We start from the raw sequence: 20,880 nt of genomic DNA, 5'->3' as shown, positions 1-20,880 counted from the left end.
CTATTGCCTGACGTTAGCCATACTCCGCCATCACAGCATCAATAAAGCAGCGCAGTTTCTGCGTCGGATAACGGTTCGGCGAATACAGCAAATGCATTTCGCGCGAAGGTGCCTGATAATCAGCCAGGATCTGCGTCAACAGGCCGGAGGCAATGTAGCTTCTGAGCACCACTTCTGCTCCCAAAATAATCCCACCGCCGCTAAGCGCTGCAGACAGCAGCGCCGTAGCATTATTTGACTGCAAACGGCTGTTCACCTTGGCGGCGTACTGCTTCCCCCCTTTGGTGAAAATCCATTCTTTCTCTGAAGGACGGGACCAGTAAGTATATCCGAGGCATTCGTGATCGAGCAGATCTTCAGGTTGAGCTGGAGTACCATATTCGGCCAGATACCTAGGGGATGCGCAGGCAATTAGTTGATAAGGTTTGAGTTTACGAGCAATCAGTGCCGAATCTGCCAACGGTCCAATGCGGATAACCGCCTCAAACCCTTCATCGACAAGATCCACAAAGCGATCGCTCAACGTCAATTCAACTTGAACGTCTGGGTAACGACGCATGTAGTCATTCACCAAAGGTGGCAGGCTGTATGCCCCAAATGTGACAGGCGCATTAACCCGTAACATTCCGCGCGGCATTGCGGTCATATCCTGGGCAACAGACTCAGCGGCATCCGCCTCGGCAAGCACAATTTTGCAACGCTCATAAAAAATACGCCCGACTTCCGTGAGGTTTTGCCGCCGGGTCGTACGGTTTAACAAACGGGTCCCCAAATGTTCCTCCAGCATGCTGATCTGTTTACCCACCATCTGCGGTGACAAATTCAGCACCTCGCTCGCGGCAGCAAAAGAACCGCAGTCCGTAACCTTCACAAACACCAACATGCACTTAAGCCGATCCATCATTCCCTACTTTTAGTTTCGAGTATCGCAACCTTACCTCTATTTATCACATAAAAATGATGAATTACAGTAGCCGAACTTAATCAAGGAGTTCACACCATGAAAATTGGCATCATCGGCGCAGGCTTTATCGCACGTTCGCTCGCAGAACATGCGTTGGCTAAAGGGCATCAGGTTATGCTCAGTAATTCACGCGGGCCGGACACTTTATACAGCCTGAAAGTCGCTCTCGCGTGTGAAACGGGAACGGTGCAACAAGCCGTAGAATTTGGTGATATCGTCGTCATTGCGATCACGTTCAAACACTATGCGACAGTACCTGCGGAGGCGTTACGCGGCAAAATCGTAATCGATACCAATAACTATTATCCCGAACGCGACGGTAATTTCGTCGAACTGGATCAACAACTCACCACCACCAGCGAATTGCTCGCACGTCACCTTTATGCATCTCACGTTGTGAAGGCGTTTAACTCCATACGCGTCATCGATCTGGATAAAGATGGCCGCCCACAAGGGGATGAACGGCGCCGCGCCCTGCCCATCGCTGGGGATAATGAAGATGCCAAAAAACGGGTTAGCGATTTGATCGACCAGTTTGGTTTCGACGTGGTTGATGCGGGCGTCCTGAAAGAAGGCTGGCGTTTTCAGCGCGGCTCGCCGCTCTACTGTGAATGGTTCAATCAGTCACAATTGAAAAAATCTCTGGCGGACCTGACGCGAGAACAGGTAATTGCATAGGCAACTTCCCACCTGTAACCAGGCAGTGATGAACTGCCTCACCGCTCAGGATATTTGCCGAGGTGGCCGTCATCATTCACGCCATCACCCCAGAGAATAACGAGCGTTTCGAACGCCGTGATGTATATGAAATTTCGCTTCAGGATGCCATTAAATATACCGATGGCCCCCTGCGTGAAATAGAAGAAATGGTTCGCTCGGGGCAGTAATAAAAAAACCGCACCGGCACAGGAATAAGGTGGATTTATGGCAATTAAAAAAGGCATATAAGGAAAGCAGAATTTAGGCAGGGCATTCATGAAAAAGCCCCGAAAACGGGGCCTTAGGGTGGATTCAAACGGTCTGGGTCTGCTTTTTATAGATAGAACGGTAATGATTGAGCCGTTCGAAGAAGCTGTCGCTCTGTTCACGCGACATATTACCCGCCACGCCGTTAGCATCGACTTCACGTCCCTGAAACTCCAAGAATGCCACCGTAGAAGCGAGAAAATCCATGTTGCTGGTGTTCTTGGCATAGACATAGCACTTTTCCAAAGTTTCCATGCTCTCCTCCTCAACGTTTACAGTAAAGTTGACGTGCCACAAGCAGGATGACAATCGCTCGTTAAATGTGCTGCACCTCTAAGAATACTCGCAAAAGCTAAAAAATATACGCCATACGTGCTGTGTGATTAAAAAACGAGCAAGGATCGCAGAAATACCTAGCGCGGCAAGGGCGACTGCGCAGCTTGCAAGACTTGCTCTGCCGTCACCACAGAGCCAAAATCGTCAAGCACCGAGTAAAACACCTTCATGCCAGCACTCACCGGGCCTTTAGCCGCCGTTAACGCAAAATCAGCCTGCCCTTTTGGGCTTACCATACCGTTTTCCGGCACCAAGGTAGCGACTGCCTGCTGCTTATCGCGGCCCACCATCATTTCAAGTAATGTCTGATGAAAAGGCGTGGGGTTGCTGACCACCAACACTGGGTTGCCGCCCTGTTTTGCCAGGCTAAAGCGCAGTTGCTCCTGAAGGTTAGTCGTGTTCATCGTCTGCAATGCCCGTGGCCGGTAGAATAATTTGATCCGGGTTCTGAACGCCATCTGCATCTGGCTGGCCGTATTGCTGGCCACTTTCGGCGGGATCTCCAACACGTTAAGCCAAAACACCGACTCACGATCGCTCGGCAGCGTGTGTTCTGCCCCGGTAAACAACACTCTCAGACGCTGTGCCCGCTTCCCGTCCAGGCGCAAGATTGGCGGCGCTACGGTAAACGGCGTGGCGATTTTCTCCGGTTCCGCCTCACTATCACCATTGTCCACCCAGACTTGCAGCAACACCGCAGAGCGACCCTCGTTGGTCACGCGCAGCGTCGCTTCCTTATCCTTGCCGTTGACAATCAGGCGCGTGGCTCCCAGGTATATCTCGGCGTGGCTCAGTGGGATAAATAGGGCCATCACCGTAATCAATAGCCAACGGCCAAGCCTGCGATATTGTGGCGTGAAACCATACATAGCTGCCATTTTCACCCTACTTGTAATTGAGCGTAAAAGTGATTGCGGTATTGGCCGTACCAGCAGTTACGGTATTACCCACCTGGAACAAACCAGCCTGCATCGGAACCCGATAGTTGGCCTTGGCCGAACTATCATAGTTATCCAGTAGATAAATAGTGCCAAACGTCACCGGCAGATTGTTGCCACGTAACAACTGGATCCCGACGCCTCGGGCGCTTGAGGTTGCATTCGGTGCCACTACGCCATTGGCGGCATCCAGCACCTGAGTCGTGGCGGCAAAGCTGTAACCAATGCTGGCCAAGCCGGCCGGGCATTGGTTGAACGCCAACTCAAAGGCTTTACGCCCTGCCACTGTCCCCACGCCGTTGAACTGTCCGACGCTGGCCTCCGGCAGATCGACATTCACATTAGGTGTCGTGCAGGTGCCGCCGCTGGCGATCGTACCGCCGCTTTTGAACTGGGCAATCATGTAGGTGAGATCGCCTGGCGCAGCAATACCGTTATACGTCTCTAAATGTCGCAGATAAATCGGATCGAACAGGGGAATTGCGCCAGCGGTCAGGCCGGTGGTCGTTTTCACAAACCGCACCTGGGCATCAACGCCCAAATAGAAGCGGTTACCGCTGTAGTTGACGGTGATAGACTCAGGATGGGTCTGTTGCCCGCCGGTACCGATGGTCAGCGGCTGCCAGTTGGTCGTTTTACCATTCAGGGTATAACGCCAACGGACGATATAACCCAGGCCGGTTTTTACCGTGGTGTTATACAGCATGTAGGTTTGCCCATCGACCACGATAGTATTACGCGTGGTGTAAGGCGGGTAGCCCTGTACGCTAAACTGCACCGGCTGCTGGTAGGCGCTATTGGGGGTGCAGTTCCAGGCGGTGGAGTTGTAAGAGTTGATCCAAGGACCCAGCACATCACCCACGGCGCTGTCTTTGCCAATCTCAATGGTGGCCGTATCGAAAAACTGGTAATAACCACTGTTACGCGCGCAACTGACCGCCAGCCCTTCGGCACTGGCCGCTCCGCCATAGCCAAATATTAGCAATAAGCCAAGAAGCAAGCGCTTACCACGCTGCCGGAACCCCGCGCCAAGCCAGTACGTGAAAAAACGGGTCAAAGTCAGTCGTTGCTTCATTGGCATATTACCTCCAGGCGGCGATAGTCAGATTCAGCCCCAGGCGATACGGCGGGCAGTTGATAGGTAAACCGGCAACTTTCTCCGGCCCCCTCCCCCCATTTCACCTCTAACTGGCCTTTAGGGTTGTTGACTCGCAGTAAGCCTTCACCAACCTGACCGATATAGCCCACGCTGCGCTGTTGTTCGTCGGACACGTTTGCGCCAAAGGGCAACGGATTACCAGCAACGTCTCGGGCCGTCACCAGGATCGAGTAGCCGCTTTCGGTCTCATAACGTAACAGCCCGACGGCACCGGCGGTAGGCGCGATCTTCTGGCTGGTGTATTTCAGCTCCACATCCCTGGAAAGCCCTTTCGGATCCAACTCCACGGTATTCTGGCGGTAAGGGCTGAGGTAAGGGACCACCGCCTTCCCGCTGTTATCCAGGCGCAGACCGCTGTAGTTGGTGATCCTGGCCCCCTTGGCGTTTTCTGCCTCGACGATCGCCGAAGTTTCCCCCAGCATCGGTGTAAACACCACTCCACCGCTATAAGCAACCAGGCCACCGGACATATTGGCACCATATTGTTGATAACCTTGGCCTGCGGAAACGCTGCCCCCAACGAAGGCATAAGGTGCGGCCCATGAGCCGTTGACGCCGCCGCTAACGCTGTTGCTACCATTTTTAGCATAGTCGTAGTTGGTAAAGGCGCTGTAGTTATACTGCCGGTCCTCTCCCAGGCTACCGGAAAGCGAGTTCTGCAACCCCTGGCGATCCTTTTGCTGGGTATAGCTGCTGGTCAGGTTAGGCGCACGCGAGCTGGAGCCCAATGGGATCGACAGGGTCAGCATGGCTTTGTTATCCCAGTTTCCGGTTGCCAGGTTGCGTGTCCGTGCGAAGTTAACCCCATAATTCAGCTTGTTATAGTGATTGTTGTAGCTAAGCTGATATTCGCGGTCAGTCTGGTCATGATCCCAATAATCCTGCACGTTGGCATTCAGCGCGACCGTCCCAAAACCCTCCGGCAACGACTGGCTGGCGTTAATCTGGAAACGATTACGTCGTTTCCAACTGTTATAGTCAGCAAAGCCGCTATCGTTACTGTCGCGATCGCGCAGCAACATGGCGTCATCCACGTTGTAATACCCAGAGCTGGAATAGCGGTAGCTGGCCAGCGTGATGTTGGTATCCACCACCGGCAAAATTTTCGCATAGGTGAGCCGTACGCTCTGCCCCTGCTCGTTAGGACGGTTATCAAACTGCGTTTGTGCCTGGGTAATATCCGCCGAGAGCGCACCAAAATCGGTATTGAATGCCAGACCGCCCGAGGCGGCCGCATAGCCATCGGCACCGATCACGCCGGTATAACCCGTCAGCAGGTTAGTGAACCCATGCCTCAAGGTACCCACCGCAATGGCAGGTTCCTCGCTCACCGAATTATTGCGATATTTCCCCGCCATCAGTGAATAGTGGGTTACACCTGGCCGCAGCAGTTCGGCTATCGAAGCATAGGTGACGGTAAAGCTGCGTTCGGTGCCGTCGGCTTCGGTCACCGTGACCAGCAGATCGCCGCCGCTGCCGGTAGGATACAAATCGTCAATAACAAACGGCCCTGGCGGTACCGTGGTTTCATAAATCTGGCTGCCACGCTGGCTTACACGCACCAGCGCGTTGGTATTGGCGATACCACGCACCACCGGGGCAAAGCCACGTTGGGAATCGCTGTACATACGATCGTCCGAGCTGATCTGAGCGCCAATGAACCCAATGCTGTCAAAGACTTGACCGTCGGTAGTCGATTGCCCCAGCACCATCCGGCTACGCCAGCCAACCAAAGGCCGCTCCAGATAGGTTTCATTGCTTTGATAGCGAAAACCCTCGTCATCATTCCAATTGGCCGACGCCCGGTAACGCAAACGCCACACGTCCCAGTTCAATCCGCCACGCAACCCCAGAAACTGGGTGGTTTGAGCAGATGAGTCGGAATGATCAGCACGGTAGGCGTTGTAGTCATATTGCAGAGTAGCCGCCGTGATGCCGTTATCCCACAGCTCAGGGCTGACATAACCACGGGCTTCATGCTGCAGCAAAGATTGCGGTGCACGCACATCCAACCGTTGGCCACCGCTATCAAAATTGCCCTCCACGCCAGGCACCAGTTCACCCAGCGCAATACAGTGTTCCCCTTGCTGCAAGCGTGACAACACCGCCTTGTCCAGTTTATCCAAGGCAATGTCGAACAGACTTAACAGTTTCAGATCGTAGCAAGGCTGAGCGATGCTGCTTTGCGGCGAAGCCAGGGAAAAGTTGACGTCCTGCCGCCCTTTCCATTGGTCGTTAAGATAGAGATCGATGCGGTGAATGCCGGGAGCAACCGGGTTACCGCTGGAGAACTGGCTGACATCGACGGACGAACGCAGAAAAGACTCGTTGAACTCAATAGCCTCGGTTTCATCCGCATAAGCCAACGCCAAGGGAGCCAGTAAAATGGCTCCGGCAATGTAAATCTGGTTGAGAAAAGAGGGCCGCCAATCAAGACTTACCACTGCCCGCCAACGTCCGCTCATTTTTGTTATCCCCACCGAAATCATCAATCAGGCTGTAAAACGCTTTTAAGCCTGCTGACGGTGCCGATTTCATTCCTTGAATTTTCATCACCAACTCGCCAAAGGGGGCCACCATCCTTTCCTGCGTTTTCCCCAGATCGCCCAGCACTGGCGCGCCTTTGGCGCTGCGAATCTCAATCTGGCGGAAAGTAAGGTAATAAGGCGATGGGTTCTTGGCGACGATTTCGTAACCCGCAGCCCCTTTGCGTAAGCTCAGATCCAGTTTTTCGTAAGCCTGAGCCGGGGTCATTGGCAGGTTATCCGGCCGGTAGAACAGTTTGATGCGGGTACGGAAAGAGAACTGCATCAGGTTGTCGCCCGCGGCTATTTTTTGGGAAGCCTTGGGTGGTATTTCCAACACATTGAGCCAGAACAGAGATTCACGGTTACCCGGCAATCCTCCGCCGGTACGTGCAATGCGCAACGCCTGCCCTTTACCCGGATCGATACGGGCGACCGGTGGCGTCAGGGTAAAAGGCACCTTGACGGTGTCGGGTTTGGATTTGACATCACCGTTATCGATCCAGGACTGGATCAACACCGGGCTGGTCCCTTGGTTACGCAGTTGGGTAATCGCTTCACCGCTGTTTTCGTTATAAATAATGCGTGTGGCGTTGATGATCACACCAGCATCAGCGGCAACTGTCCATGTCAGCGCCAAGCTAAGGGCGGAAACGGTAAATAGAGTTCTTAACATGGCGCTGTCCTCTGAAAGGGATGAGGCTGCCCCCATCCCACGGCTGGATGTCTTACAGGTAGATGATGGTGTAATCCACCTGGGTATTAACCGTACCTGGCGTGACCGTCCCGTTCGCATAGTATTGCGCGTAATAATTCATTACGCCGCCACCGGAGCTGATATCAACGGCCAAATCGCCTTGGCTATGTGCATTACCCGCCATGATGCTGCCCAGATTGGCGTTCAACAGCTGAACCTGAACGTTGGTCGCCGTACCCGATGCCGAGTTGTTCAGGCGACCGGTGCTCTGTTCAACATAAGCACCTGCTTCAAAGAAGGTGCTGGCAGTATTAAGTGTAGCCCCCGCACAGTTGGTCAGTGCGATACTGAAAGGTGTTGCCCCTGCTGTTGCCCCAACGGCTGGCAGCGCAGAGATGGAAATAGTCGGCAAAGTTACCGTGGCGTCTTTAGACTGGTTGTTAACCGAAATATCGCAGGTAGTGTCAGTAATGGTACCGTTGATGGTAATGGTGCCATCTGCTGCCAGGGCAGAACCCGCAAAAGTCATACCGATAACAGCGGCCAGCAGGGTAGTTTTGGTGTTGTAAAATTTCATAATGATCCTAATCCGTTACAAGATAACTGTAGTTAACCAAGCACATTGCCGATTGGTGCGCCCGAGAATCTTTACTGTCATCGGTCCGTTATTTACCATCTTGCCGTACTTGTTTGTTTCCACCGTTCTGCAATAACTCCGCAGGTTCCGTGGTGAGCGTCATCAGTCAGTGACTTAAGAAAAATCCCAACCACCCGTTGACGAGAAAAATCTTAACCCGCAATCGGCATAAAAGAATCATTAACTATTAACCTGCAATTATTTAGGTTTTAAACCTAAATTTAATGTTTTAGATCACTAATTTAATGCATAAAGCTCTGTATGGCCTCATTGTTAAGCACAAAAAACTTGTTTGTTTTATGTTCAAATTATACAAATTTTAAACAATTCGGCGAGTTATTGCTCATCCGCCAAAAAACCAGACTACTGTTGCGATGATCAGGCCCATTCTTTTACTTGGCCTCACTGCAACAACGGCAAGCTGTCGTTCTCTAACCCTGAGCAAAACTCTATTTTGTGCTCACGTACGATGGTACAGCGCACAAAAAACAGGCGGCTCACGCCAGAAATAAAAGAGCGTACCTGGTTGCTGCGTATCACCAGTAGATATTCATCTGCCCGGCATTCGGCTTTTCGTTGCTCCACATAGGACAACATGTCCTGATTCAGACTGGGGCCGGGGACACCTGACTGCGTGGATGTCGACATAAACACCTTGCAACTCCCCGCCTTGCCAAGAAATACCTCCTGTCTGGCAAGCGAATTGGTGGCGTACATCGTAGAAGCGATCCCCAGTACAAAGACCAAACCAGCAACCCCAGCGATCAGCCCCCAACCAAGACGTTTTTTGTTAACTGGAGTGGCAATCTCTACGCTTGTCGGCAGATCGGGCTCATCATCCATCTCTGAAGCGATAGCAACATCATCGTCAGTCTCGGCTTCCAGCCCGCTCTCTACTGGCAAATAGGCCTCATTGCCTACTGTCTGTGCAGGAACTAGCGGAGTAAAATGTCCATCGTCTTCCTGGCTGATTTCAACCTGGATCTCGCGGCGTAACATGAACCCTATTTTCGGCACGGTGACAATCACCTCATCATCGATACCCATCACCTTAAGCACCCGGCGCAACTTGCTTACGCATTGATTAAGGTTGTTATTGCTGGAGATCATGCCGTAGTCGTCCCACACCTTTTTGAAAATCACCTCCCGTTCCACGGGTTTGCCATAGTTGGCGAGCAGTAATTGCAAAAGGCGTTTGGCAGGATTGGAAATAGAAGTGGGCTCATCGGAAAAGTCGCTTGGACCCAACGTTCCGCTATCATCATCAAACAGCACACGATCGTTAAATCTGTATTTCATGTTAATCCGGACCATCATTGGGCTTATAGGATAATTCTGGCATAAGTTCCTAATAAAACATCAGTCACCGTTCAAAAAAGATACGGTGCAACAGTGCTCTCAGCTTGACGGCCTACGCAGTGATTTTCCTCGCGCTTTAAGAACGCCAATCTCTGGCATTGTTGTCGCCAACCGGTCACAATGCGGCTCACTTCCCCCCAAGCAGGAAATATGATGCCTTGCCACTATCCCGCCCAATACGCCTTCGATAGCGAAAGCGATGCCTGGCAAATTACCCTACGCGATTTCCCCGAGCAGCAGGCCGCCTGCTACAAACGTGAGGACGTTGAACTGGAGGCGCAGGAAAGCCTGCTGACGGCTATTGCCATTGAAATGGAAGAAGGGCGTCCAGTGCCTACGGCCTCCGCATTACAAAGCGGCGATATCGCCCTGCATTTGCCGGTGCTGGTAAAATTAAAGCTGGAACTGCATAACCATATGTTGAGCAGCAACACGTCAAAAGCGCTGCTGGCTCGCCAGATGGGGCTTAACGGTGCTCAGATCGATCGGTTGCTGGATGTGGCCTATGCCTCGAAAGTCGAGGCCCTTGAGCAAGCCCTGTTTCTGCTGGGCTACGAAGTGCATACCGCGGTAGTGGCGATCCACCTGCCATCAGAATAAATAGTTTGCCCAGAGAGTAAATTTTTACCGTTTTGCGCCGATAGGGTTATTAAACAACCACCGATTGCAAAGTGAAGGCTAAAAATGGAACTCAACCGTCGTCATGTCTGGGCCGCTATCCTGCTTTCTTGTCTGATCTTCTGGGCTATCCTGATTGCCAGCGTCAGCGCCGTGGCCTGATGCATTGCTCCTCATAGTGAGGCAAATCGCGTCTCCCCCTGGCAGGGTAAAAAATCGGCAAAAGTGTGATCAAAAACACAGTATTGAAATGGGTAGGATTTTGGGAGTACATTAGCGCCGATCCTGTTGCGATTCCTGGATAACCTCAAGGAACTTGAATCGCAACGACCGGTAAATCGTAGCTCAGGACGTTGTTCCTTCTGATTGAAGAACCCGCCATCCGCCGCTGATTTGCCACAAAATACTCAGACAACAATCGGGATCGTTGGTTTGCGAGGACTCCACAAGGAGTTGTTACGTGAAATACTTTTTGATGGGCGTTTCATTCATGCTGGTTGCATGGGTAGGCACCTTCATGCTGATGGTTGCCTAACAGCAATCTCACCAGGTACATAGATAAAGGGGCGCTTCTGCGCCCCTTTGTTGTTTCTGCACCGCGAACTATTTGCCGGGCATCATCCGGCGCATGGTGTCGTCACCCCGCACATAGTGATGATAAATTGCGGCCAAGGCATGGATGCCGATGATGAAATATCCCGTGTTTGCCAAGGTTTCGTGCACCATTTTCAGCGTGCGGCGTATGCCCGCATCGGGCGTGACCCACTGCGGCACCTGCCAGCCCAACAGCATCCACTGTTTGCCACCATAGGCCAACGTCAAGAAGCCCAAAATCGGCAACGATAAAAACAGCAGATACAGCACCCAATGGAGAATTTTCGCCCCTAGCGCCTGTAATTCCGGCAAGGCCGGAGTGATCGGCGGCGTCGGATGCCGGTGGCGTAGCCCAAGGCGGATAAACATCAGCACAAACACCGACAGGCCAAAGTTAAAGTGCAGATCCTTCACCAATGCCGCGCTGTCATCCGGCACAGAGTCCTTCAGCAATATGGCACTGTAAGTCAGGATCACCATCACCAGCGTCAGCCAGTGCAGGAGGATTTGCGATTTGGCAAAACGAACGCTCATAGAGACTCCTACTAAATACGGTATTAGCTGAGCATAGCGGATAACAACTGAAAAGAACCTTAAGTAGAAGAAAAATCAGGATTGTGAGTACGTAACACGCCCCTCACCCTAACCCTCTCCCACAGGGAGAGGGTTAGGGTGAGGGGCGTGTTTGAAATTATAGTGACTTACCTTGGATGAGAGACAATCGAGCTTGCTGAGATTATCGCTTTACTTCCAAACGAGCTGGGGCTGCCAACTCCCACAGGGAACCGAGCGAGCATGTTTGAAATTGTGGTGACTTACCTTGGATGAGAGACAATCGAGCTTGCTGAGATTATCGCTTTACTTCCAAACGAGCAGCGGCTGCCAGCTCCCACAGGGAACCGATCGAGCGTGCTTGAAATTGTGGTGACTTACCTTGGATGAGAGACAATCGTGCTTGCTGAGATTATCGCTTTACTTCCAAACGAGCTGGGGCTAACAGCTCCCTCTCCCTGTGGGAGAGGGTTGGGGTGAGGGGCAACAACGATTGCCGAGTCTCAGGCAACACACCAGCTCCCTCAAGATGAGGGGTTATTTGGTAGCAGGGGTTGCCGTTTTAGCTGGCTTGATTAACCCATCGGCACGGAACATCCCCTTGATGCCGCGCACCGCCTGGCGGATACGATCCTGGTTTTCAATCAAGGCAAAACGCACATGGGTATCGCCGTAATCGCCAAAGCCGATCCCCGGCGATACGCACACTTTAGCCTCCGCCAACAGACGCTTGGCGAACTCCAGCGACCCCAGATGCGCGTAAGGCTCAGGAATTTTGGCCCACACATACATCGAGGCTTTCGGGTTCTCTACCATCCAGCCGGCTTCGTGCAGCCCTTTCACCAGCACGTTACGGCGCTGGCGATACTGCTCGGCAATGTCCAACACACACTGCTGATCGCCTTCCAGTGCGGCAATAGCGGCCACCTGCAACGGCGTAAAGGTGCCGTAGTCGTGGTAGCTTTTAATGCGTGCCAATGCGCTAACCAGCTCAGGGTTACCCACCATAAAGCCAATCCGCCAGCCGGCCATATTATAGCTTTTCGACAAGGTGAAGAATTCTACCGCAATGTCTTTGGCTCCCGGTACCTGCATGATCGAAGGCGCTTTCCAGCCGTCATAGACGATATCGGCGTAGGCCAGATCGTGGATCACCAGCACGTCATACTGCTTCGCCAGCGCCACTACCCGCTCAAAGAAATCCAGTTCTACACACTGCGCCGTCGGGTTGGACGGGAAGCCCAGGATCATCATTTTTGGCCGCGGAATGGTTTCACGAATGGCGCGCTCCAGCTCACCAAAGAAATCCACGCCGTCCACCAGCGGCACGGAACGCACCTGCGCACCGGCGATCACCGCGCCATAAATATGGATCGGGTAACTTGGATTCGGCACCAGCACCGTATCCCCGTGATCGAGCGTTGCCAACATCAGATGCGCCAGCCCCTCTTTCGAGCCGATGGTCACAATGGCTTCGCTCTCAGGATCGATATCGACCTGATAGCGTTCTTGGTACCAGTGCGAAATAGCTCGGCGTAGGCGCGGAATACCGCGTGAGGTTGAATAGCCATGCGTATCGTCGCGCTGGGCTACGGTGCAGAGTTTCTCTACGATATGCGGCGGCGTCGGGCCGTCCGGGTTACCCATGCTGAAATCGATAATATCTTCCCCGCGACGGCGCGCGGCCATCTTCAGTTCAGAGGTGATATTAAACACATAAGGGGGCAGGCGTTCGATGCGCGTGAAACGGCGCGGGTTGTTATCAGACATAGCTACCTCGAAGAGACGTTAGCGCCCGGACCATCCGAGCGACGCTGACCACAGAATGGCCGAACATCGAACATAACTCAGCCTTGTCAGGCTGTCGAGTCCCCCGCATAACAATTTTTTTACCGTTTGGCAGCCGCAAACTCCGTCGCCAGCAACCCCAACCGCCAGTCATTACACCACCGGTCCGCCAGGCGGAAATTGTCACGCAACGTCCCTTCCAGTTGAAAACCGCAGCTCTCCAACAGACCCCGTGAGGCTAAATTCCCCTCTGTCACCGTGGCATACACTTTGTGAAACCCGCAGGCATTGAAGGCAAAGTCCAGGATCACGGGCAGCGACTCTTTGCCATAACCTTTCCCTTGCCCTTCCGGCAGGCTGCCAAAGCCCACTTCGGCCTGCTGGCACGGGGACCACTCAGGGCGAAACCCGGTCATTCCCACCGCGTGACCGCTGTTTTTTTCTCTCATCACCAGACACAACCAGCGAACGCAATGCTTATCCCATGCGGGCAAACGTGCTTCAAAACGTTCACGGATCTCGTGTTCCGGCAGCGGATCGGCAATGTAACGGATCACCTGAGGATCCTGGAACAGACGTAGGAATAACGGCCAGTCATCTGCCGCTAGTGATGTCAGCAGCAAGCGCGGTGTTTCCAATTTCATCAGGTAAATCTCCGAAAAACGAAAAAGAGGAAGTTACGAATGAAAGATATCCCTTTATTTTCCCCTATTAAACCCAGATAATCGTTAACCAGGTTACAACAAAACAGCAACTTTATAACACTACCCTACCACCACCATCCTCGCCCACCGGCGGGCCAAGGAGAACACCATGGCTTCATTACTCATCGATGATATTCCTGCCGCAATACAAAGCGTCAAGCAGCAGTTACGCCAGGCTTTACCCAACTATCGCGAAGTCTTCCTGGAACTGGAAGACAATATTCGCCAGCAGGTGGAGCAAATCCGTCAGGAACTGGCCAACGGCCAGGACCCGGTGCCGCAGGTGGACGCCGAAGATATTCTGCAGCAACGCGTTACCGAACAACAGATTGCCCTGATTAAACAGCGCGGCGTGTGCGCAATTCGGGGCGTATTCCCACGCAGCAAAGCCGAGGCCTGGAACCAGGAGATCGGCGATTATCTCGAACGCAATAATTTCGTCGAGCGGCTAAAAAATGCCGCCGAAGATAACTACTTTGGCAAACTGGCTGCCAGTAAGCCACAGATCTATGGCATTTACTGGTCAAAGCCCCAGGTCGAGGCTCGTCAAGATCAGCGCATGCATGCGGTGCAGGTGTTCCTCAACAGCCTATGGGCAACCGAAAGCAACGGTAAACAGCACTTTGACCCAACGCGTGTTGCTACCTATGCCGACCGTACCCGCCGCCGCCCGCCAAACTCCTCTTCGTTGGGCCTTTCCCCGCATGTGGATAGCGGCACCATCGAACGCTGGCTGGATGAGAATTTCCGCTATGTCTATCGTCACGTGTTCTCCGGCAACTGGCAGCAATACGATCCCTTTGCCGCCGATGGCCGCACCGAAGTGCGCGAGATTGCCTCACCGGCGGTTTGTTCCATGTTCCGCACCTTCCAGGGCTGGACGGCGCTGACACCGCAACGCACCCACGCCGGAACGCTGAACGTGGTACCGATCGCCAACGCCATGGCCTATATCCTGCTGCGTGCCCTGCAAGACGATGTGGCGGATGACGATCTGTGCGGAGCCGCACCAGGCCGGGCGCTCTCTATCTCGGAACAATGGCATCCCCTTTTATTAGGTGGGTTATCCCCTATTCCCGATCTGGAGCCGGGAGATACGGTATTCTGGCACTGTGACGTGATCCATTCGGTAGAAAACGAGCATAACGGCGAGTTCGACAGCAACGTGATGTACATCGCCGCCGCGCCGGGCTGCGAGAAGAACGATGCCTATCTGCAACGGCAGTTGCCAAGCTTCCTGTCCGGCAAAAGCCCGGTGGATTTTGCTGCGGATGATTTCGAAGTGGATTTCATTGGCCGCGCCACCGTTGACCTGCTGACGCCGCTAGGCAAGGCGCAATTGGGTATCAAATAGCCCTGATGATCGCGGTGTGCTCCGGCCACCGCGGTCATTGCCACGCTGTGATATACTGTGGTCTCCCGTTCGTCGCAGTGAGCCGCCGTTGTGCACCCTGTTTTTGAAATGTTGTTAGCGGTCTTCGATCGTGCCGCCCTGATGTTGATCTGCCTGTTTTTCCTCACCCGCACCCGGCTGTTTCGCCAGCTGTTGCAAAAGGAAGATCATACTCCGCTGGAACTGGCCGCAGTCACGGCCATCTTCTCTCTGTTCGCCCTGTTCAGTACTTATTCTGGCATCAACGTCGAAGGCTCTCTGGTTAACGTACGCGTGATTGCCATTATGGCCGGGGGGATCCTGTTTGGCCCCTGGGTCGGCATCATTACCGGCATTATCGCCGGATTGCACCGCTATCTGATCGATATCGACGGTATCACCTCGGTTCCCTGCCTGATCACCAGCATTATTGCCGGGATCGGTGCCGGTTATATCAACCTGAAAGTGAAGAAAGGCCAGCGCTGGCGTGCCGGGATCTTGGGAGGCATGCTGTGCGAATCACTCACCATGCTGTTGATCGTTGCCTGGGCCAAACCCACCGAACTCGGGCTGGATATCGTGTCTAAAATTGCCCTGCCGATGATCCTCGGCACGGTGTGTATCGGCCTGATCGTGCTGCTGGTGCAAAGCGTCGAAGACGAGAAAGAGGTGATTGCGGCGCGGCAGGCCAAGCTGGCGCTGGATATCGCCCGTAAAACGCTGCCCTATTTCCGTAATATCAATAGCGAATCGCTGACCACCATTTGCGAAATTATCCGCCACGATATCAATGCCGATGCGGTCGCCATCACCGATACCCAACATGTGCTGGCCTACGTTGGCGTGGGAGCAGAGCACTACCCACTCGGGCGCGCAGGGCTGAGCCGAGTCACGCTGGAAAGCATCCAGCAGGGCAAAATCATCATCAAAAACAACCTCGAGAACCAGACCGCACCGCAGATCCATTCCCAACTGGTGATCCCTCTATGGGAAAAGGGTGAGGTGACCGGGGCACTGAAAATTTACTACTGCCATGCCCATCAGATCACCAATACGCTGAAGGTGATGGCGGTTGGTCTGTCGCAGATTATCTCCACCCAGATGGAAGTCTCGCGCATTGAGCATCTGCGCCAAATGGCGGACAAGGCCGAAATGCGCGCGCTACAAAGCAAAATCAATCCGCATTTCCTGTTTAATGCGCTTAACGCCATCTCGTCGTCGATCCGGCTTAATCAGGATACTGCCCGCCAGTTGATCATCAACCTCTCACGTTACCTGCGCTATAACCTGGAACTGAACGACGAACTGATCGATATCCGTAAGGAACTGCATCAGATCCAGGACTATATCGCCATCGAGCAGGCGCGCTTCGGCAGTAAGCTGACGGTGATTTATGACATCGACGACGATATTGCCGTGCGCATCCCCAGTCTACTGATCCAGCCGCTGGTGGAAAATGCCATCGTGCACGGTATTCAACCCTGTAAAGGGAAAGGCGTGGTGGTGATCGCGGTGAAAGATCGGGGCGATCGTGTCAGGATTTCGGTGAAAGATACTGGCAACGGCATCGATCCGATGGTAATCAAACGCGTAGCGCGCAATGAAATGCCTGGCCACAATATCGGCCTGCTCAACGTACATCACCGGGTTTCATTGCTCTACGGCGAAGGATTGCGCATCCGACGGCTGGAGCCGGGAACGGAAATCGCCTTCTATGTCACCAAAAATGGCCATAAACTGCAGAGCGAAAACAGCCCACAACCTGCCGGGGAACAGTTATGAAAGCCATCATTGTGGAAGATGAGTTTCTCGCCCAGCAAGAGCTGACTTATCTAATTAATAAACATAGTAATATCATCATCGAAGCCACCTTTGAAGACGGCCTTGACGTGCTGAAATACCTGCAAACCCATCAGGTCGATGCCATTTTCCTCGATATCAATATTCCGTCGTTAGACGGCGTATTACTGGCGCAGAACATCAGCAAGTTTGCGCATCGTCCGTCGATCGTGTTTATCACCGCCTATAAAGAACATGCGGTGGAGGCGTTTGAGATCGAGGCGTTCGACTACATCCTCAAGCCGTATCATGAAGCACGTATCATCACCATGCTGCAAAAGCTGGAAGCATTGCATAGCCGACCGGCGCAGACGCCGGAGCCTAGCGCACCAGCAAATCGCACCAGCCACAGCATCAACCTGATCAAAGACGAGCGCATCATCGTCACGGATATCAACGACATCTACTACGCCGCCGCCGATGAGAAAGTCACGCGGGTGTATACCCGGCGCGAAGAGTTTGTGATGCCGATGAATATCACCGAGTTTTACCAACGGCTGCCGGAAGAGTTTTTCTTCCGCTGCCACCGGTCGTATTGCGTCAATCTGTCCAAGATCCGGGAAATCGTTCCATGGTTCAACAACACCTATATTCTGCGGCTGAGCGATCTGGATTTTGAAGTTCCGGTCAGCCGCAGCAAGGTCAAGGCGTTCCGCCAACTGATGCGCCTGTAATTACCAGCGTGGACCTCCACGATAATAACCCGGTGGTGGCGGAGGTGGCATCCGGTGATAACGTGGCCCATCACGCCATTCACGCGGTGGGGGCCCGTAGTAGATCACCCGTGGCGGCGGCCCATAGTATTCACGTGGTCCATAATATTCGCGTGGGCGATGCTGGTACCACCAGCGTGGTTCACGCCAGCGATAACCATCCCAGTAATGGCCACGGTCATCACGATCGCCAATATGCACCGACATACCGGGCACATTGATCCCGACAGAAACATCCGCATGGCTCACCGCAGGCAGTGACAGCGGCAGCAACGCAGCCAATAACAACAGCATTTTTTTCATTGGGTAACTCCCAGAGAACAGAACCTGTCCATTTCCCCATCACAGTAGTTCCGCACCGGTACGTTCTCTATAGGACGAAAGCCCAATTACGTCTTTCAGACATATCCTTCACAATTACCACACAGTTTGCCGCGTCGGTTTAGCCATCTTTTTGACATATCTTTGATATAGATCACGCCCGGCAGGCCGCATTCCAACGGCATTTTGGCCCTTATTCGGCAACTCATGCAGCGATAACGGCATTTCATTCCTCGGCAGCGGCAGTTCATTCCCGATCCGCCATGGGCAACGATCGCCCCCTTTATAATAAGCCCATACCGCAGGGCTCTGGTGGCCTTGCTAATTTTGCCAATAGGCAACGCCATTACAGGAAGGAGACCGGCCATGAACAGCAAACCGGCAAATCGCAGCTTAATCGTTCTCGGCACCATCATCTGCCAGATGGGCCTCGGCACTATCTATACCTGGAGTCTGTTCAACCAGCCGTTGGTAGACAAGTTCCACTGGGGCCTTGGCGATGTCGCTACCACCTTCTCGATCACCAGCTTCTTCCTGGCCTTTGCCACACTGTTCGCCGGTAAACTGCAAGAGCGTTTCGGTATTCGTAATCTGACGCTGGTCTCCGGCGTGCTGGTCGGCCTGGGATTGATTGCCAGCGCCCACGTGCAATCGCTGGATATGATTTATCTGTTAGCGGGCGTGGTGGTCGGTTTTGCGGTGGGTATCGCTTACATCTCTACGCTGTCTAACCTGATCAAATGGTTCCCAGACAACAAAGGGCTGATTTCCGGCATCTCCGTCGGGGCGTTCGGCAGCGGCAGCCTGTTGTTCAAATACGTTAACGCCGCCTTGATTAGCGGTGCCGGCGTCTCTGCCGCCTTCTTCTACTGGGGCGTGATCGTGATGGCGCTGATTGTGCTGGGCTCCATGCTGCTCAAAGAACCGGTGCAGGTTAACCAACAGGCTAACCACGGCACGCTGGGCAACGATTACACCGTGCGCCAGATGCTGGCCAGCAAAGAAGCCTACATGCTGTTCGTGATTTTCTTCGCGGCCTGCATGAGTGGCCTGTATCTGATTGGTATCGTTAAAGACATGGGCGTACAGCTGGCTGGGATGGATTTGGCCACCGCCGCCAACACCGTTTCCGCCGTGGCAATCTTCAATACCGCAGGCCGCATCATTCTGGGCACCCTGTCGGATAAAGTGGGCCGTATGCGCGTCATCAGCTTCACCATGCTGGTCACTATTCTGGCGATTGCCGCACTGAGCTTCGTGACGCTGAGCCATACGTTGTTCTTTATCTGCGTCGGTGCGGTTGCTTTCTGCTTCGGTGGCAACATTACCGTATTCCCGGCGATTGTCGGTGACTTCTTCGGTCTGAAAAACCACAGCAAAAACTACGGCATCATTTATCAGGGCTTTGGTCTGGGCGCGCTGGCAGGGTCGTTTGTTGCCAACCACTTCGGCGGCTTCCACGCGACCTTTATGGTGATGGGTGTGCTGTCGGTGATTTCACTGCTGATCACCCTGTTTATCAAAGCGCCGAAAGCGGTTGAGCAGGAAGAAGAGTCTCACGCAGAGCCAGTATTGGCTAAGGCCAACGGCTAATCAACCCGTCGTCTTTGGTCGGCAAAAAAAGGGGCGCTGCCAAACTGGTAGCGCCCCTTTTTTATTGGCTGATTACAGGTGTATCCCCAGTGTCTGGCGTAGATGGGCACCGGCTCCCAGCAGCCCCGGTTGGGAATGGGTGATCATAAAGACTGGAATTTCACGTACATAGTCTTTAAAGCGGCCCTTGTCTTCAAAGGCGGCGCGGAACCCGGAGGCCTTGAAGAACTCCATAAAGCGCGGCACGATGCCCCCGGCAATATACACCCCGCCAAACGTCCCCAGGTTCAACGCCAGGTTGCCGCCAAACCGCCCCATAATCACGCAGAACAGTGACAGGGCACGGCGACAATCGGTACAGCTGTCCGCCAGCGCACGCTCGGTGATGTCTTTTGGCTCCAGCTTCTCGGGTAGCCGCTTATCTGCCTTAACGATGGCACGGTACAGATTCACCAGCCCAGGGCCAGACAGCACACGCTCCGCTGAGACGTGCCCTACTTCGCCACGCAGTACCTCGAGGATGATGTCCTCTTCTTCGCTGTTCGGTGCAAAATCCACGTGGCCGCCCTCACCCGGCAGGCTCACCCAGCGGCGGTTAACATGCACCAGATGCGCTACCCCTAGGCCAGTACCCGCACCGTAAACGGCAATCGGTTTATCCTTTTGCGCTTTGCCACCGCCAAACTGCAACACGTCATCTTCGGACAGCATCGGGATAGCCATCGAAACCGCGGTAAAATCGTTAATCACTTCCAGGTGCTTTAAGCCCAGGCTTTCTTTCATCGCTTTGATGGAGAAGGCCCAGGTGTGATTGGTCATGGCGACCCAATCCTCCGTTACCGGGCAGGCGATGGCAATACAGGCATCCTGAACCTCCAGTTGCAGCTCGGCCAGGTATTGGCGGATCACCGCTTCCAGGCTATCGAACTCCAGACCAGAATAGGTTTTCGCCTGGGCGATCTCGCCCGTCTCGACAGTGCACAGCGCCAGGCGGGCATTGGTGCCGCCAACATCACCTACGAGGGCATAGGTCATCGGTGTTTCTCCCTAAAATGAATAATGCGAAATTGGGTACACTGTAAAATCACGCCGCCCAAACAACAATCGCCATTCTGTGGCCCGCTGCGCAATAGCGATCTCGATCACAAAAATCGTTTCAGCCAGCACCGTTTTCACCGATTTATACCGACGGTTACAGATTGGCG

20 protein-coding genes and 1 pseudogene are annotated in these 20,880 nt (G+C 53.5%); 8 read left to right on the top strand and 13 right to left on the bottom strand.

What is annotated here, in order from left to right:
• Positions 1-13: 13 nt before the first annotated feature.
• Positions 14-901: a LysR substrate-binding domain-containing protein gene (locus ACKWMY_RS14890; protein ID WP_409486564.1), complete on the bottom strand. Its 888-nt coding sequence runs from the start codon at positions 899-901 to the stop codon at positions 14-16.
• A gap of 99 nt (positions 902-1,000) precedes the next feature.
• On the opposite strand from ACKWMY_RS14890, the gene ACKWMY_RS14885 reads away from it, so the two are divergent.
• On the top strand, positions 1,001-1,642 hold the full coding sequence (locus ACKWMY_RS14885) for an NADPH-dependent F420 reductase (RefSeq protein ID WP_024529231.1): 642 nt from the start codon (positions 1,001-1,003) through the stop codon (positions 1,640-1,642).
• A 25-nt stretch (positions 1,643-1,667) separates the two neighbouring features.
• Positions 1,668-1,851, top strand: a pseudogene (locus ACKWMY_RS14880) (PTS fructose transporter subunit IIB); the annotation flags it as partial.
• Positions 1,852-1,975: 124 nt separating this feature from the next.
• Here the strand turns inward: ACKWMY_RS14880 and ACKWMY_RS14875 are convergent.
• From ACKWMY_RS14875 to ACKWMY_RS14845, 7 genes are all read right to left on the bottom strand, one after another.
• Positions 1,976-2,185 carry a glycogen synthesis protein gene (locus ACKWMY_RS14875; RefSeq protein ID WP_409486514.1) on the bottom strand — a complete coding sequence of 70 codons (210 nt, stop codon included), beginning with the start codon at positions 2,183-2,185 and terminating at the stop codon, positions 1,976-1,978.
• A 158-nt stretch (positions 2,186-2,343) separates the two neighbouring features.
• A complete protein-coding gene (locus ACKWMY_RS14870) occupies positions 2,344-3,144 on the bottom strand; it encodes a molecular chaperone (protein ID WP_409486513.1) in 801 nt (266 codons plus the stop codon).
• Between the two features lie 7 nt (positions 3,145-3,151).
• Positions 3,152-4,285 (bottom strand): fimbrial protein, encoded by a 1,134-nt coding sequence (locus tag ACKWMY_RS14865; protein ID WP_024529234.1) that lies wholly within the window; start codon positions 4,283-4,285, stop codon positions 3,152-3,154.
• Entirely contained in the window at positions 4,276-6,828 is a 2,553-nt protein-coding gene (locus ACKWMY_RS14860; protein WP_409486512.1) for a fimbria/pilus outer membrane usher protein, read from the bottom strand. The genes ACKWMY_RS14865 and ACKWMY_RS14860 overlap by 10 nt, the downstream gene beginning before the upstream one ends.
• Positions 6,794-7,564, bottom strand: coding sequence for a molecular chaperone (locus ACKWMY_RS14855; protein ID WP_024529236.1), 771 nt, complete (start codon positions 7,562-7,564; stop codon positions 6,794-6,796). Before ACKWMY_RS14855 ends, ACKWMY_RS14860 begins: the two co-directional genes overlap by 35 nt.
• 52 nt (positions 7,565-7,616) lie before the next feature.
• Positions 7,617-8,162, bottom strand: coding sequence for a fimbrial protein (locus tag ACKWMY_RS14850; protein ID WP_024529237.1), 546 nt, complete (start codon positions 8,160-8,162; stop codon positions 7,617-7,619).
• Between the two features lie 462 nt (positions 8,163-8,624).
• Positions 8,625-9,521 carry a transcriptional regulator gene (locus ACKWMY_RS14845; RefSeq protein ID WP_211136120.1) on the bottom strand — a complete coding sequence of 299 codons (897 nt, stop codon included), beginning with the start codon at positions 9,519-9,521 and terminating at the stop codon, positions 8,625-8,627.
• 213 nt (positions 9,522-9,734) lie between these two features.
• Between ACKWMY_RS14845 and ACKWMY_RS14840 the strand changes: the two genes are divergently transcribed.
• Both ACKWMY_RS14840 and ypdK read left to right on the top strand, forming a co-directional pair.
• Positions 9,735-10,181, top strand: coding sequence for a hypothetical protein (locus ACKWMY_RS14840; protein ID WP_211136130.1), 447 nt, complete (start codon positions 9,735-9,737; stop codon positions 10,179-10,181).
• A 478-nt stretch (positions 10,182-10,659) separates the two neighbouring features.
• Positions 10,660-10,734, top strand: coding sequence for a membrane protein YpdK (ypdK, locus tag ACKWMY_RS14835; RefSeq protein ID WP_099782600.1), 75 nt, complete (start codon positions 10,660-10,662; stop codon positions 10,732-10,734).
• A 68-nt stretch (positions 10,735-10,802) separates the two neighbouring features.
• On the opposite strand, the gene ACKWMY_RS14830 is transcribed toward ypdK, so the two are convergent.
• The 3 genes from ACKWMY_RS14830 to ACKWMY_RS14820 all read right to left on the bottom strand — a co-directional run bounded on the left by ACKWMY_RS14830 (position 10,803) and on the right by ACKWMY_RS14820 (position 13,777).
• Positions 10,803-11,327 carry a cytochrome b gene (locus ACKWMY_RS14830; protein ID WP_199062353.1) on the bottom strand — a complete coding sequence of 175 codons (525 nt, stop codon included), beginning with the start codon at positions 11,325-11,327 and terminating at the stop codon, positions 10,803-10,805.
• A 555-nt stretch (positions 11,328-11,882) separates the two neighbouring features.
• A complete protein-coding gene (alaC, locus tag ACKWMY_RS14825) occupies positions 11,883-13,115 on the bottom strand; it encodes an alanine transaminase (protein WP_074030349.1) in 1,233 nt (410 codons plus the stop codon).
• Between the two features lie 119 nt (positions 13,116-13,234).
• Positions 13,235-13,777, bottom strand: coding sequence for a GNAT family N-acetyltransferase (locus ACKWMY_RS14820; protein WP_409486511.1), 543 nt, complete (start codon positions 13,775-13,777; stop codon positions 13,235-13,237).
• A 169-nt stretch (positions 13,778-13,946) separates the two neighbouring features.
• Between ACKWMY_RS14820 and ACKWMY_RS14815 the strand changes: the two genes are divergently transcribed.
• The 3 genes from ACKWMY_RS14815 to ACKWMY_RS14805 all read left to right on the top strand — a co-directional run bounded on the left by ACKWMY_RS14815 (position 13,947) and on the right by ACKWMY_RS14805 (position 17,722).
• On the top strand, positions 13,947-15,191 hold the full coding sequence (locus ACKWMY_RS14815; RefSeq protein ID WP_409486510.1) for a DUF1479 domain-containing protein: 1,245 nt from the start codon (positions 13,947-13,949) through the stop codon (positions 15,189-15,191).
• A 108-nt stretch (positions 15,192-15,299) separates the two neighbouring features.
• Complete coding sequence (locus ACKWMY_RS14810; protein WP_409486563.1) at positions 15,300-16,991, top strand: LytS/YhcK type 5TM receptor domain-containing protein; 1,692 nt, start codon at positions 15,300-15,302, stop codon at positions 16,989-16,991.
• A complete protein-coding gene (locus ACKWMY_RS14805; RefSeq protein WP_024531241.1) occupies positions 16,988-17,722 on the top strand; it encodes a LytR/AlgR family response regulator transcription factor in 735 nt (244 codons plus the stop codon). Before ACKWMY_RS14810 ends, ACKWMY_RS14805 begins: the two co-directional genes overlap by 4 nt.
• Here the strand turns inward: ACKWMY_RS14805 and ACKWMY_RS14800 are convergent, their stop codons facing one another.
• Positions 17,723-18,064, bottom strand: coding sequence for a DUF2502 domain-containing protein (locus ACKWMY_RS14800; RefSeq protein ID WP_024531242.1), 342 nt, complete (start codon positions 18,062-18,064; stop codon positions 17,723-17,725). It abuts the gene before it with no gap.
• Positions 18,065-18,448: 384 nt separating this feature from the next.
• Here ACKWMY_RS14800 and ACKWMY_RS14795 point away from each other — a divergent pair, with 384 nt between their 5' ends.
• Entirely contained in the window at positions 18,449-19,675 is a 1,227-nt protein-coding gene (locus ACKWMY_RS14795; RefSeq protein ID WP_024486104.1) for an OFA family MFS transporter, read from the top strand.
• A 72-nt stretch (positions 19,676-19,747) separates the two neighbouring features.
• Here the strand turns inward: ACKWMY_RS14795 and glk are convergent, their stop codons facing one another.
• Positions 19,748-20,710 (bottom strand): glucokinase, encoded by a 963-nt coding sequence (gene glk / locus ACKWMY_RS14790; protein WP_024531243.1) that lies wholly within the window; start codon positions 20,708-20,710, stop codon positions 19,748-19,750.
• Between the last annotated feature and the right edge of the window lie 170 nt (positions 20,711-20,880).

Origin of the sequence: Serratia sp. J2 (assembly GCF_046269175.1) — a bacterium.
GTDB lineage: Bacteria > Pseudomonadota > Gammaproteobacteria > Enterobacterales > Enterobacteriaceae > Chania > Chania fonticola_C.
The sequence above is the reverse complement of the archived record's forward strand: the minus strand, read 5'-3'. Positions and strand labels throughout refer to the sequence as shown.

Coding starts and splice junctions, on each gene's coding strand:
- ACKWMY_RS14805 (WP_024531241.1), top strand. CDS start 16,988: ATGAAAGCCATCATTGTGGAAGATGAGTTTCTCGCCCAGCAAGAGCTG.
- ACKWMY_RS14870 (WP_409486513.1), bottom strand. CDS start 3,144: ATGGCAGCTATGTATGGTTTCACGCCACAATATCGCAGGCTTGGCCGT.
- ACKWMY_RS14830 (WP_199062353.1), bottom strand. CDS start 11,327: ATGAGCGTTCGTTTTGCCAAATCGCAAATCCTCCTGCACTGGCTGACG.
- ACKWMY_RS14860 (WP_409486512.1), bottom strand. CDS start 6,828: ATGAGCGGACGTTGGCGGGCAGTGGTAAGTCTTGATTGGCGGCCCTCT.
- ACKWMY_RS14815 (WP_409486510.1), top strand. CDS start 13,947: ATGGCTTCATTACTCATCGATGATATTCCTGCCGCAATACAAAGCGTC.
- ACKWMY_RS14845 (WP_211136120.1), bottom strand. CDS start 9,521: ATGAAATACAGATTTAACGATCGTGTGCTGTTTGATGATGATAGCGGA.
- ACKWMY_RS14885 (WP_024529231.1), top strand. CDS start 1,001: ATGAAAATTGGCATCATCGGCGCAGGCTTTATCGCACGTTCGCTCGCA.
- ACKWMY_RS14820 (WP_409486511.1), bottom strand. CDS start 13,777: ATGAAATTGGAAACACCGCGCTTGCTGCTGACATCACTAGCGGCAGAT.
- ACKWMY_RS14795 (WP_024486104.1), top strand. CDS start 18,449: ATGAACAGCAAACCGGCAAATCGCAGCTTAATCGTTCTCGGCACCATC.
- ACKWMY_RS14875 (WP_409486514.1), bottom strand. CDS start 2,185: ATGGAAACTTTGGAAAAGTGCTATGTCTATGCCAAGAACACCAGCAAC.
- ACKWMY_RS14840 (WP_211136130.1), top strand. CDS start 9,735: ATGCCTTGCCACTATCCCGCCCAATACGCCTTCGATAGCGAAAGCGAT.
- ACKWMY_RS14850 (WP_024529237.1), bottom strand. CDS start 8,162: ATGAAATTTTACAACACCAAAACTACCCTGCTGGCCGCTGTTATCGGT.
- ACKWMY_RS14800 (WP_024531242.1), bottom strand. CDS start 18,064: ATGAAAAAAATGCTGTTGTTATTGGCTGCGTTGCTGCCGCTGTCACTG.
- glk (WP_024531243.1), bottom strand. CDS start 20,710: ATGACCTATGCCCTCGTAGGTGATGTTGGCGGCACCAATGCCCGCCTG.
- ACKWMY_RS14810 (WP_409486563.1), top strand. CDS start 15,300: ATGTTGTTAGCGGTCTTCGATCGTGCCGCCCTGATGTTGATCTGCCTG.
- ACKWMY_RS14855 (WP_024529236.1), bottom strand. CDS start 7,564: ATGTTAAGAACTCTATTTACCGTTTCCGCCCTTAGCTTGGCGCTGACA.
- alaC (WP_074030349.1), bottom strand. CDS start 13,115: ATGTCTGATAACAACCCGCGCCGTTTCACGCGCATCGAACGCCTGCCC.
- ACKWMY_RS14890 (WP_409486564.1), bottom strand. CDS start 901: ATGGATCGGCTTAAGTGCATGTTGGTGTTTGTGAAGGTTACGGACTGC.
- ACKWMY_RS14865 (WP_024529234.1), bottom strand. CDS start 4,285: ATGCCAATGAAGCAACGACTGACTTTGACCCGTTTTTTCACGTACTGG.